Origin of the sequence: Conexibacter sp. CPCC 206217 (assembly GCF_030646165.1) — a bacterium.
GTDB lineage: Bacteria > Actinomycetota > Thermoleophilia > Solirubrobacterales > Solirubrobacteraceae > Conexibacter.
This window is the reverse complement of sequence record NZ_JAUTDO010000010.1, coordinates 53,452-65,091: the sequence shown is the minus strand read 5'-3', so window position 1 is coordinate 65,091 and position 11,640 is coordinate 53,452. Positions and strand designations below refer to the sequence as shown.

The window sequence follows — 11,640 nt, the reverse complement described above, 5'->3', positions numbered from 1 at the left end:
GTCAGCTCCCGATCCTGGTCGGCGAGGCCATCGCGTCAGATCCCATGCCCTTGCAGCCACAGCTCCAGCAGACCGACCTGCCACAGCTTCGAGCTGCCGATGCCGGTGCGCGCGCCGACCGGGTCGGCCAGCAGCGCCTCGACGTGCGCCGGCTTGTAGAGGCCGCGGTCGCGCGCGGCGTGCGAGGTCAGCGCGGCCCGCACGCGCTCCAGCGGCTCGCCCTCCAGATGCGAGATCGCCGGCACCGGGAAGTAGCCCTTCGGGCGGTCGATCACGGTCTCGCTGAGGAGCGTGCGCGCGGCCGTCTTCAGCACGCCCTTGCCGCCGTGCGCGAGCTTCAGCTCCGGCGGGCAGGCGGCGGCCAGCTCGACCAGCTCGTGGTCGAGGAACGGCGTGCGCGCCTCCAGCCCCCACGCCATCGTCATGTTGTCGACGCGCTTGACCGGATCGTCGACGAGCATGATCTGCGTGTCCAGCCGCAGCGCGCGGTCGAGCGGGTCGTCGGCCCCGGCGCGCGCGAAGTGCTCGCCCACGAAGCGGCGGCTGACGTCGACCGGCGGCAGCCGTCTGGGGTGCAGCAGGTCGGCCATCTCGGCCGGGTCGCGGTCGATGAACTCGGCCGCGTAGGCGTCGTCGCCGAGGCCGGGGGCGCCCAGCAGCGGCGGGTACCACGAGTAGCCGGCGAAGACCTCGTCGGCGCCCTGACCGCTCTGCACGACCTTGCAGCCGGCGCCCGAGACCTCCTGCGACAGCAGGTAGAAGGCGATCGCGTCGTGCGAGGTCATCGGCTCGCTCATCGCGAGGATCGCGTCGTCGAGCGCGCCGAGGACCTCGTCGCCGGAGACGCGCCAGCGTTTGTGGTCGGTGCCGTATCGCTGCGCGACCATGTCGGACCATCTGAACTCGTCGCCCTCGACCTCGGGCCCGTGCTCGAAGCCGATGCTGAACGTCTGCAGGTCGCGCTGCCCGGCCTCGGCCAGCAGCGCGACGATCAGCGACGAGTCGAGGCCGCCGGACAGCAGCACGCCGACGGGCACGTCGGCGACCATCCGCCGCTGCACCGCGACGCGCAGCGCTTCCAGCACCGCGTCGCTCCAGTCGCGCTCGCTCATCCCGTCGTGCTCGGGCCGGCGCTCGTAGGGCGGGTCCCAGTAGGTCGTCTGCGTGCGGGTGCCGTCGGGCTCGATCGTCATGACCGTAGCGGGTGGGAGCTTCCTGACACCCCGCAAGATGGTGTGAGGCGCCGGGACGACCGCGTGCCAGGAGAAGTAGTGATGCAGCGCGACCGGGTCCAGGCGCGTGTCGACGTCACCGCCGGCCAGCAGCGCCGGCAGCGTCGAGGCGAAGCGCAGCGCGCCCTCCTGCTCGGACAGGTACAGCGGCTTGATCCCGAGGCGGTCGCGCGCGAGCACGACTCTGCCGCTGTCGCGCTCGGCGATCGCGAACGCGAACATGCCGGCGAAGCGCTCGACGCAGCGCACGCCCCAGCAGCGGTACGCCTTCGCGATCACCTCCGAGTCGCTCGTCGAGAAGAAGCGGAAGCCCTCCGCCTCCAGCTCGTCGCGCAGCGCTCTGTAGTTGTAGATGCAGCCGTTGAAGACGATCGTCAGGCCGAGGTCGGAGTCGACCATCGGCTGCGCGGCGCGCTCGGACAGGTCGATGATCTTCAGCCGCCGGTGCGCGAGCGCGACGCCGCCGGAGGCCCAGGCGCCGTGCCCGTCCGGTCCGCGGCGCGCCATCGTGTCCGCCATCCGCTGCACCGCACAGACGTCTGCGGCGCGCGTGAACGCGATCTCGCCGGCGATGCCGCACATCGGCCGCTCACCCGCCCACTGGCTCAGTGGCGCGGGCGCGCGGGTCCCCGCCGCCGACGCGGCAGGCGGCGACGAACGCCTGGAACAGGCGGACGTGCTCGGGCCAGCCGATCAGGCACTCGGCATGCCACTGCACGCCGATCAGGAACGGCCGGTCGGGTGCCTCGAACGCCTCGATCGTGCCGTCCGGCGCCCAGCCGGTGGCCGTCAGCCCGTACCCCAGCTCGTCGACCGCCTGGTGGTGGAACGAGTTGACGGCGCCGTCGTGCCAGCCGGCGATCTCCGACAGCAGCGAGCCCGGCTCGAGCCTCATCGCGTGCGTGAGGTTCTCCGCGCGCTCTCTCTGACGGTGCTCGATCTGGTCGCCGACGACGTCCGGCAGATGCTGGATCAGCGTGCCGCCGCGCGCGACGTTGACGAGCTGCGCGCCGCGGCAGACGGCCAGCACCGGCAGGCTGCGCGCGTCGGCCGCGCGCACGAGCGCCAGCTCGAAGGCGTCCAGCTCGCGCTCGGTCGGTCCCAGCTCCGGATGCGGCTCCTGGCCGTAGGCGCTCGGATGGATGTCGGGGCCGCCGGAGAGGCAGAGCCCGTCGACGGCGTCCAGCAGCGCCTCGGCCGCGACCAGCCCCATCGGCGGCGCGACGACCGGCACGCCGCCGCTCGACTCGATCGCCTCCAGGTAGCGCAACCCGAGTGCCATCTCGCGCCGCGGCGGATCCGCCTGGTCCTTCGTCAGGTGCTCGGGCGGGTCGCGCATCTCCGAGGTCGTGACCGCGATCAGCGGCCGCTCGCGCCCGCGGGAGCGCGCGCCGTCAATGGGACTGACAGGCATCAGGTCGAGGATCCCGCGTGTCCGGAGCATTGCCCAACGATGCCCAAGCCCTACCCCATAACCGCTGGACCTAAGGACAAAGATGCCGCGCGGCGCCCTGGACTGGCGGCCAAGGACGGCTCAGCCGGCGATCGCGCGCAGCTCCGCCGGGCGCAGCAGGACGTGCAGGAGGCCGGGCTCGCAGCCGGCGAGCCCTCCCTTCTTCATCTGCGCCTGGGCGCCCGTCAGCTCGTGCACGGCGCGCGAGAAGTCCGGCTCGTGACCGACCAGCAGCACGTGCTCGCCGTGGCCGGCCGCAAGCGCCTCCGCGTCGAAGCGGCCGCCGGCCAGCGCCGGCTCGATCCGCGGCGCCACGCCGAGCGCCTCGCACGCCAGCAGCGCGGTGTCGCGTGCGCGCACGCGCGGACTCGCAAGGCACGTGTCGATGCTGACGCCGAGCTTCGCGAGCGCCAGCCCGGCAGCGCGCGCCTGCCGCTCGCCCTTCTGCGTCAGCGGCCGCTCCGCGTCGGACTGCCCCGGCTCCGGGTCGTACGCGTCGCCGTGGCGCAGCAGCCAGATCATGCGACGACCTTAGCCTGGATCCAGGCTCAGCGGTCCAGCGTGCGCGTGTAGGACGCTTTGAGCTCGCTCGCCGAGGCGCCGCCGACGAACTCCGCGACGACGTCGAGCGCCAGCTCGTCCAGCGAACCGAAGCGGACCGCGCGGCTGCCGGTCTCGCACGGCGTCCCGCTCGCGCGCCAGCGCGCGTAGAGCGCCTCCTCCCCGCCGGACTCGACGCAGTTGAAGTAGAAAGCCATGTACGGCCCATGGTTCGCGACCGAGACGAGCGCGAGCATGCCGACGCCGCTCTCCCACGGCACGCCGTAGGAGAGCATCCCGTACTGCAGCCGCTCCTGGAAGCCGGCCGGCAGCGTCGCGAGGATCGTCGCCCGCAGGGCGACCGCCGCCGTGCGCCGCTGCGGCGGCAGCACCGCGAGGAACTGCTCGACGGTCTCGGCAGGCCCGTGCATCGGCGCCGGATCCTAGAGATCCGGCGCCGGGAGCAGGCGGCGCGCGGCGCCACGTCAGCGGCGCCGCGCGGCGAACGCGGCTACCGCAGCCCGTTCTGCTTCGCGACCGCGATCAGCGTCAGCGGGTCGTCGCTGATCACGCCGTCGACGCCGAGGTCGATCGCGCGCTGGATCGTGGCCGGGTCGTCGAGCGTGTACGGGATCGCCTTCAGGCCCTGTCTGTGCAGCCCCGCGACGTCCGGCCCGTGGAAGTACGACGGGTCGGTGCGCAGGTACCAGTCGTCGTTCGGCGCCGCGACCTGGTCCGGGTCGTGGACCTGCCAGTTGGCGGAGACGACGGAGGCGCCGGCGCGCCGCACGAGCTTGCCGAGATCCTGGTCGCGCCACCAGTCGAGCCCGCCGGTCCACGGGCTCTTGACCGACGGATCGCCGTAGAGCGCCTGCAGCGAGCACTCGTCCGCCAGCGTCACGCACTCGGCCGGGCCGTACTGCCAGACGAGCGCGACCGTCTGCAGCCTGCGGTCGAGTCTGCGAGCGACCAGCAGCGTGCGCCAATCGAACGACTGCAGCGTCGCGCGCTTGGTCAGGCCCGCGCGCTTCAGCTCGTTGACGACCAGCTTCGCGTGCGCCTCCGGCGTCGTGCCCTGGAACGGCACCAGCGGCGAGAGCTTCGTCTCGACGTTCAAGCGCACGTCGTCGCGGTCGCTCCCGTTCACCAGCGCGAGCACCTGGCGCAGCGTCGGGACGCGCTCGCCCGGCGCGGGCTGCTGCGTCGGGAAGCCGCCGCCCGCCTTGCCGCAGTCGAGCGTTCTGACCTGCGCCAGCGTCAGCTCGCGGAACGGTCTGCCGACATAGGGGAACTGGCGGTCGCCCGCACGCACCGGGGCGGTGTCGGCGCAGAGCGCGCCGTTGACGACGAGGTCGTGCGCGACGACGAGCTGGTCGTCGCGCGTGACGACCGTGTCCAGCTCCAGCGTCGAGACGTCCGGCTGGTCCAGCGCCCAGCCGAACGCCGCGAGCGTGTTCTCCGGGTTGTAGGCGCGCCCACCGCGATGGGCCTGCACGTCGAAGGGCGACGGCGTGCCGGCCGGCAGCTTGTAGCGGCGCGCTCTCAGCACGGCGCGCAGACGATCCGGGTAGTCGGTGATCATGCCGTCGGCGCCGTCGTCGATCAGCTTGCCCATCGTCGCGGGGTCGTCGACCGTCCACGGGATCACGTCCATCCCGAGCCGATGCGCCTCGCTGACGCTCGCTCTCGTGACGAACGGCGTGTAGTCGGGATCGCTGACGCTGCCGTTCTGCTGATAGGCGTGCACCGGCGAGATCGCGTTCGGTCTGAACGACGCGGCCGCGCGCACGAGGTCGCCGCCGTAGCCGGCCGGGTCGAGGTCGAGCCACGTTCTGTAGTTGGCTCTGAGCGAACCGTCGAGCCGTCTGTACGGCTCCATCAGCGCGACGATCGGGATCCGCGGCTCGACCTGGCGCATCCGTCTCAGCGCCGCCCACGCGAAGCTCTGGTGCGTGACGCGGCCGAGCAGCCCGGCGCGGCGCGTCTCCCGCGCGAGCGCCTGCACGAACAGCTCCAGCGGCTGCGTCTCGGTCGTGCCCGCCTCGTACTTCGTCTCGACGTTCAGCCTGACCGGTGCGCCGTAGCGGTTGACGAGGTCGAAGACCTGACGCAGCGTCGGGATCTTCACGCCCGGGACGTTCTCCTGGGTGGGGAAGTCGGCGAGTCTTCTGGATCCGCAGTCGAGCGTCTCGACCTGCGCCAGCGTCAGGTCCTTGACCCAGTCGCCGACGTACGGGTACTCGGGATCGCCCGGCGTCGCGGGCGCGGTGTCGACGCACTTCGCGCCGGTCACCCTGCGGTCGTGCGAGACGACCGCGACGCCGTCCTCGGTGATCTGGATGTCGAGCTCGAGCGTCGTGACGCCGAGCCTGATCGCGTTGCCGAAGCTCGCGAGCGTGTTCTCGGATCGCAGCCCGATTCCGCCGCGATGGGCTTCGAGGTCGAACGACGGACGTGGCGAGGCCGCGAGCGACGCGGCCGGCGACATGGCAGCGAGCACGGCGGCGCCCGCGAACGCGCGCAGCAGGAGGGACGACATGTGGCTCCTTTGTCGGGAGTCGAGAGGGAACGGCGCGCGCAAGCTAACCCGCGCTCGAGGCCATGGATGTGAAGCGGCGGTGACGCAGTCAGCGCGGGCACCGGCGACGTTTCGAAGCGACCGGTACGCCACATTGCTCAAGCGTGTCGCTGATTCGCCGATGCTGTGGGGGAATGTCCTTCAGACGGCTGCTTCCCTCGTTCCTGTTCGCCGCATTGCTGATCGGCTGGCTGGTCACGCTGCTGCTCGTGTTCGGGTCGCTCAGGCATGACACCGACGAGCAGTTCGACCGCATCGACGCGTCGCAGCGGCTGGAGACCGCGATGCTGGACCAGGAGATCGGCGTGCGCGGCTTCCTCAGCACGTTCGAGGACGAGGACCTCGACCCGTACCGCGAGGCGAAGCAGCGCTTCGACGCGCTGATGGTGCAGGAGCTGCGGAGAGCGCGCAGCGAGGAGACGCGCGCGGCGCTGCTGCGGCTGCGCAGCGCAGCCGGCGCGTGGCAGAGCCTCGCCGCCGAGGACGTCCGCAGACTCACGCTCGACGACACCAGATTCAGAGACGACCTCAAGACGCGCGAGGCCCCGATCGACACGTTCCGCGCCGAGCTGTCGCACTACCAGGAGCTGCTGGAGCGCGAGCGCGAGCGCGACGCCAACTCGCTGCTGCGCCGCGCCGTCGCGCTGATAGTCGCGGTCAGCATGCTGGTCGGCGCGATCGCGTTGGTGGTGCTGCGCCGCGGGACGCTGCGCGAGCGCCGCTACAACCGCGCCCAGGCCGAGTTCGCCGCCGCGATGCAGTCGGCCGGCGACGAGGGCGAGGCCGACGAGCTGCTGAAGCGCCACCTCGAACGCCAGCTCGGAGACGAGGCCGTCGTGACCGTGCTGCGCCGCACCCCCGGCGACGACCGCCTGCGCGCGGGCACGCCGCCGCACGCCGGCACGCCGCTGGCGGCCGGGATCGCCGACGCGAGGCCGCGTGACTGCCTCGCGATCCGCCGCGGCGCCGCCCACAGCCAGGGCGACGAGGAACCGCTCGTCGCGTGCGGCGTGTGCGGCGGCAGCGGCCCGGCCAGCTGCAGGCCGCTGCTGGTCGGCGACGGGATCATCGGCTCGGTGCTGGTCGAGGATCCCAACGGCCGCGCCGCGCGCGACCGGCGCGTCGTCAGCGACAGCATCCTGCAGGCCGCGCCGATCCTCGCCGGCCTGCGCACGCTCGCGCTCGCGCAGTCGCGCGCGACGACCGACGCGCTGACGCAGCTGCCCAACCGCTGGGCGCTGCAGGACGCGCTGCAGCGGATGCAGGCGCAGGCCAACCGCAGCCATCGCCCGCTGTCGCTCGTGCTGCTCGACATCGACCGCTTCAAGGTCCTCAACGACACCTGGGGCCACGACGCCGGCGACCGCGCGCTCGTCGCCGTCGGCCGAGCGCTGACCGGCGAGCTGCGCGAGAGCGACCTCGCGGCGCGCACCGGCGGCGAGGAGTTCGCGGTGCTGCTGCCCGACACGCCGCTGCAGGGCGCGATGGCGGTCGCCGAGCAGCTGCGCGGCGCGATCGCGGCGGTCGACCTGGACCTCGACGACCACTCGCTGACGGCCTCCTTCGGCGTCGCGGTCCTGGGCCTGCACGCGAGCGACGCGGAGGCGCTGATGCAGGTCGCCGACCGCGCGCTGTACGCGGCCAAGCGCGCCGGCCGCGACCGCGTCGAGGTGGCGGAGGCGCCGCTGCCCGGCCCGCGCGTCTCGAGCACGCTCGACGAGCCCGACGTGCCGGTTCTGTAACCGCCGTCACACAGCTTCTTCGACCAGCGGCCAAGGCGGCCAGCGAGGTTTCGTCCCCCTGGCGATACCGGGTGCGGCGAAAGACCGGCAACCTGCTTGACATGCTCGCTGCGCAGCCTTCCGACCACGGCCTCGCCGACGGACCCGTCCTCCTCACGGGAGCGACCGGCTTCCTCGGGATGGAGCTGCTGGCGCGCTACCTGGAACGCGGCGAGCGCACCGTCTACGCGCTCGTGCGCGCGGACGACGACGCCTCGGCGGCGGCCCGGCTGCGCGCCGCGGCGCACGAGGTGCTGCCCGACGCCGAGCGCTACGACGACCGCCTCGTCGCGGTCCGCGGCGACGTCGCATCGCCCGGGCTCGGCCTGACCGACGCGCGGCGCGAGCAGCTCGCCGAGCGCGTCACCGAGATCGTCCACTCGGCCGCCTCCGTCGACTTCACGCTGCCGCTGGAGGAGGCGCGCGCGATCAACGTCGAGGGCACGCGCAACATGCTCGACCTGGCGCTGCTGGCGCAGCGGCGCGGCGGGCTGCGGCGCTTCTCGCACGTCTCGACGGCGTACGTCGCCGGCACCCACCGCGGCGTCTTCGGCGAGGACGACCTCGACCTCGGCCAGGGCCACCGCAACACCTACGAGCGGACCAAGTGGGAGGCCGAGAAGCTCGTGCGCGAGCACGCCGACGTGCTGCCGCTGCAGGTCTTCCGCCCCAGCATCGTCGTCGGCGAGCGCGACTCCGGCTGGACGCCCGCGTTCAACGTCATCTACGCGCCGCTGAAGGCGTTCGCGCGCGGCGCGACGACGCCGGTGATGCCGGCCCGGCGCGCCTCGCCGGTCGACGTCGTGCCGGTCGACTACGTCGCCGACGCGATCCACGCGCTCGCGGGCGGCGGGATCGACGCCGAGCCCGGCCTCACCTACAGCCTCGCGGCCGGGCCGCAGGCGAGCAGCGTCGGCGAGCTGATCGACCTCTCCGCCGCCGCCTTCGAGCGCCGGCGGCCGCTCGCGCTGCAGCCGTGGCTCTACCAGCGCACCGTGCACCAGGCGCTGCTGCGCCGCAGCACGGGCGCGCGCCGTCGCTGGCTGGAGCGCGGCCAGGTCTTCTATCCGTACTTCGCGCTGCGGGCGCGCTACGACACGACGCGGGCGCAGGAAGCGCTCGTGCAGAGAGGGATACAGGTGACGCAGTTGCCGGGCTACTTCGACAGACTCGTCCGCTACGCCGTGACCGCGCAGTGGGGCCGCCGGCCGCTGACGCGCGTGGAGGCCGCCGCACAGGCGCGCCGCCGCCAGCCGCGGCTGGCGATGCCGGTCGCGCTTCCCGCCGCCGCGCACGCGAGCGCCGCTGCCGGCCGTCACGCAGGGCAGGTGCGCGCACAGGCATGAGACGGATCGCGCTCGTGCTGCCGGGTGGCGGCGCGCGAGGCGCGTACGAAGTCGGTGCGTTGTCGATCCTGCTGCCGGAGCTGGAGCGGCGCGGCGAGGAGGTGACGCTGCTGTGCGGCACCAGCGTCGGCGCGATCAACGCGGCGCTGCTGGGGTCGCTCGCGCACCTGCCGGTGGCGGCGCAGGTGGAGCTGGCGATCGAGCGCTGGCGCGGGCTGGAGCGCAGCGACGTGATCGCGCCGCTGCTGTCGCCGCGGCTGCCGTTCAACCTCGCGCGGCTGGCCGGCGACGCGCTCTCGATCCCGGGCGTGCGGCGCGGCTCGCTGCTGGATCCGCACCCGCTGCGGCGCTACCTCGGCCGCCATATGGACTGGGACGCGCTGCACCGCAACGTCGACGGCGGCCTGCTCGACGCCGTCTGCGTCGTCGCGACGCAGCTGACGACGGGCCGGCCGGTCGGCTTCGTCGAGACGGCGACGCCGCGCCAGCTGCCCAGAAGCGACGAGCTGCCGTTCGTGCCGGTGCGCCTCGCCGACGAGCACGTGCGCGCCTCCGCGGCGATCCCGCTCGTCTTCCCCGCCGTCGAGATCAACGACCCGCCGAGCGCCCAGGGCTACTACACCGACGGCGCGACACGGCTCAACTCGCCGATCAAGCCGGCCGTCGAACTGGGCGCCGACCATGTGATCGTGATCGGCTTCGAGCCGCTCGCCGCGCCGCCGATCGCGCCGGACGAGCCGCCGCCGCATCTCGTCGACGTGATCGCGAACATGCTCGACGGCCTGCTCGTCGACCAGGTCGCGGCCGACATGCAGCGGCTCGTCGCGATCAACTCGTTCTTCGTCGAGGACCACCGCGCCGGCACGAACCCGTCCGCGCGCGCCTACCGCGAGGCGCGCGGCAGGCGCCCGTACCGCAAGATCGCGTACGCGATGGTCACGCCGCGCCGCAGACGCGAGCTGGGCCAGCTCGCGATGCGAACGTTCCAGGCCCGTTACGGCGGCCTGAAGGCGGCCCGTCACCCGGACCTGCTGCTGCTCGGGCGGCTGCTGCGCGGCCGCACCGACGCGGGCGGAGACCTGCTCTCGTTCCTCTTCTTCGACCGCGTCTACGTCGACGCGCTGATCGCCGCCGGGCGCCGCGACGCGCGGCGCTGGCTGCGCAGACATCCGGCCTTCTGGTGCGCGGACGGCGCGCACGACTTCGACGTCGCGCCGGTCGACGTCGCGAAGGAGCGCGACGCGACCTCGCTGGACGAGTACCGCTCGCTGCGGCGGGTCTGAGCGCCGCAACGCGCGGCGCGGCGGCGCGGCCGAGCCGCTCGCGAGAGCGCTACTACGCTCAGAGGATGCCTCGACTCCAGATCATCATCGCCTCGACTCGCCCCGGCCGCGTCGGCCTCCCCGTCGCCGAGTGGTTTCGCGACCGCGCCGAAGCACACGGCGGCTTCGAGCTCGACGTCGCCGACCTCGCCGAGATCGCGCTGCCGTTCATGGACGAGCCGAACCACCCGCGGCTGCAGAAGTACGAGCACGCCCACACGCGCGCGTGGAGCGAGCGCGTCGCGGCCGCCGACGCCTTCGCGATCGTGATGCCGGAGTACAACCACTCCTTCACCGCGCCGCTGAAGAACGCGCTCGACTACCTCCACGTCGAGTGGCAGCACAAGCCCGTCGGGCTGATCAGCTACGGCGGCGTCTCCGCCGGCCTGCGCGCCGCGACGGCGATCAAGCACCCGCTCGTGGCGCTGCGGCTCGTCCCGGTCACCGACGCGATCTCGATCCCGTTCGTCGCGAGACTGATCGACGACGACGGCCGCCTCGAGGGCAACGCGCCGATGGAGCAGTCGGCGACCGCGATGCTCGACGACCTGCTGCGCGTGCAGGCGGCGCTGCGGCCGCTGCGCGAGCCGGCCGCCGAGGCCGCCGCGTAGGAGCGGCGCGCGATCGGCGCCCTCCGCGAGCGTCGATCGCGCGCCCCTGATCTCTATCGAAGGTCTATTGCGGGTTGTCCCGCGAGACGACAGGATTGCCCGATGATCCGAGTCGTCGTTGCCGATGACATGGCGCTCGTGCGCGGTGGCATGAAGATGATCCTCGAGGCCGACCCCGGCATCCGCGTCGTCGGCGAGGCGGGCGACGGCGCCGACGCGGTCGAGCAGATCATCAGAACCGGACCCGACGTCGCGGTGATGGACATCCGCATGCCCGGCACCGACGGGATCGAGGCGACGCGCCGGCTGCAGAGACGGATGCCGGGCGTGCGCGTGCTCGTGGTGACGACCTTCCACCTCGACGAGTACGTCCACGAGGCGCTGCGCGCGGGCGCCGCCGGCTTCCTGCTGAAGGACACCGCGCCCGACTCGCTCGTCGGCGCGGTGCGCACGGTCGCGGCCGGCGACGCGCTGCTGTCGCCGGCCGTCACGCGCCAGCTGATCGAGCACTACGTCCAGCGCCCGACCCCGGACGAGGACCTGACCGAGCGCCTCGCGGAGCTGACCCCCCGCGAGGTCGACGTCGCGCGCCTCGTCGCGCGCGGCATGACGAACGCCGAGATCGCGCGCGAGCTGTTCCTCGGCGAGGGCACCGTCAAGACCCACGTGACCGCGATCCTGTCGAAGCTCGGCCTGCGCAACCGCACCCAGATCGTGGTCGCGGCGTACGAGAGCGGGCTCGTGGAGCTGGGCAGCAACGAGCTGCCGGGCTGAGCC

The 11,640-nt window shown here is 73.0% G+C and carries 10 protein-coding genes; 5 read left to right on the top strand and 5 right to left on the bottom strand.

Annotated elements, in window-relative coordinates:
- Positions 1 to 35: 35 nt before the first annotated feature.
- From Q7L65_RS23105 to Q7L65_RS23085, 5 genes are all read right to left on the bottom strand, one after another.
- Complete coding sequence (locus tag Q7L65_RS23105; protein WP_304724904.1) at positions 36 to 1,814, bottom strand: N-acetylglutaminylglutamine amidotransferase; 1,779 nt, start codon at positions 1,812 to 1,814, stop codon at positions 36 to 38.
- A 7-nt stretch (positions 1,815 to 1,821) separates the two neighbouring features.
- A complete protein-coding gene (locus Q7L65_RS23100; RefSeq protein ID WP_304724903.1) occupies positions 1,822 to 2,676 on the bottom strand; it encodes a gamma-glutamyl-gamma-aminobutyrate hydrolase family protein in 855 nt (284 codons plus the stop codon).
- A gap of 90 nt (positions 2,677 to 2,766) precedes the next feature.
- Positions 2,767 to 3,207: a histidine phosphatase family protein gene (locus Q7L65_RS23095; RefSeq protein WP_304724902.1), complete on the bottom strand. Its 441-nt coding sequence runs from the start codon at positions 3,205 to 3,207 to the stop codon at positions 2,767 to 2,769.
- Positions 3,208 to 3,233: 26 nt separating this feature from the next.
- The gene (locus tag Q7L65_RS23090; RefSeq protein ID WP_304724901.1) at positions 3,234 to 3,656 is read right to left on the bottom strand and encodes a DUF1801 domain-containing protein; all 423 of its coding nucleotides are present in this window, start codon (positions 3,654 to 3,656) and stop codon (positions 3,234 to 3,236) included.
- Between the two features lie 80 nt (positions 3,657 to 3,736).
- Positions 3,737 to 5,764, bottom strand: coding sequence for a glycerophosphodiester phosphodiesterase family protein (locus Q7L65_RS23085; protein ID WP_304724900.1), 2,028 nt, complete (start codon positions 5,762 to 5,764; stop codon positions 3,737 to 3,739).
- A gap of 173 nt (positions 5,765 to 5,937) precedes the next feature.
- On the opposite strand from Q7L65_RS23085, the gene Q7L65_RS23080 reads away from it, so the two are divergent.
- The 5 genes from Q7L65_RS23080 (at position 5,938) to Q7L65_RS23060 (ending at position 11,637) form a co-directional block, all read left to right on the top strand.
- Positions 5,938 to 7,545 (top strand): diguanylate cyclase, encoded by a 1,608-nt coding sequence (locus Q7L65_RS23080; protein WP_304724899.1) that lies wholly within the window; start codon positions 5,938 to 5,940, stop codon positions 7,543 to 7,545.
- 101 nt (positions 7,546 to 7,646) lie between these two features.
- Positions 7,647 to 8,930, top strand: a complete 1,284-nt coding sequence (locus Q7L65_RS23075) for an SDR family oxidoreductase (RefSeq protein ID WP_304724898.1) — start codon at positions 7,647 to 7,649, stop codon at positions 8,928 to 8,930.
- Positions 8,927 to 10,213 (top strand): patatin-like phospholipase family protein, encoded by a 1,287-nt coding sequence (locus Q7L65_RS23070; protein ID WP_304724897.1) that lies wholly within the window; start codon positions 8,927 to 8,929, stop codon positions 10,211 to 10,213. Before Q7L65_RS23075 ends, Q7L65_RS23070 begins: the two co-directional genes overlap by 4 nt.
- Before the next feature lie 65 nt (positions 10,214 to 10,278).
- A complete protein-coding gene (locus Q7L65_RS23065) occupies positions 10,279 to 10,863 on the top strand; it encodes an NADPH-dependent FMN reductase (RefSeq protein ID WP_304724896.1) in 585 nt (194 codons plus the stop codon).
- A gap of 102 nt (positions 10,864 to 10,965) precedes the next feature.
- On the top strand, positions 10,966 to 11,637 hold the full coding sequence (locus Q7L65_RS23060) for a response regulator transcription factor (RefSeq protein WP_304724895.1): 672 nt from the start codon (positions 10,966 to 10,968) through the stop codon (positions 11,635 to 11,637).
- Positions 11,638 to 11,640 lie beyond the last annotated feature (3 nt).

Excerpts from the sequence above, each read along its gene's own strand:
- Q7L65_RS23060 (WP_304724895.1), top strand. The coding sequence starts at position 10,966 with ATGATCCGAGTCGTCGTTGCCGATGACATGGCGCTCGTGCGCGGTGGC.
- Q7L65_RS23085 (WP_304724900.1), bottom strand. The coding sequence starts at position 5,764 with ATGTCGTCCCTCCTGCTGCGCGCGTTCGCGGGCGCCGCCGTGCTCGCT.
- Q7L65_RS23095 (WP_304724902.1), bottom strand. The coding sequence starts at position 3,207 with ATGATCTGGCTGCTGCGCCACGGCGACGCGTACGACCCGGAGCCGGGG.
- Q7L65_RS23105 (WP_304724904.1), bottom strand. The coding sequence starts at position 1,814 with ATGTGCGGCATCGCCGGCGAGATCGCGTTCACGCGCGCCGCAGACGTC.
- Q7L65_RS23070 (WP_304724897.1), top strand. The coding sequence starts at position 8,927 with ATGAGACGGATCGCGCTCGTGCTGCCGGGTGGCGGCGCGCGAGGCGCG.
- Q7L65_RS23075 (WP_304724898.1), top strand. The coding sequence starts at position 7,647 with ATGCTCGCTGCGCAGCCTTCCGACCACGGCCTCGCCGACGGACCCGTC.
- Q7L65_RS23100 (WP_304724903.1), bottom strand. The coding sequence starts at position 2,676 with ATGCTCCGGACACGCGGGATCCTCGACCTGATGCCTGTCAGTCCCATT.
- Q7L65_RS23090 (WP_304724901.1), bottom strand. The coding sequence starts at position 3,656 with ATGCACGGGCCTGCCGAGACCGTCGAGCAGTTCCTCGCGGTGCTGCCG.
- Q7L65_RS23065 (WP_304724896.1), top strand. The coding sequence starts at position 10,279 with ATGCCTCGACTCCAGATCATCATCGCCTCGACTCGCCCCGGCCGCGTC.
- Q7L65_RS23080 (WP_304724899.1), top strand. The coding sequence starts at position 5,938 with ATGTCCTTCAGACGGCTGCTTCCCTCGTTCCTGTTCGCCGCATTGCTG.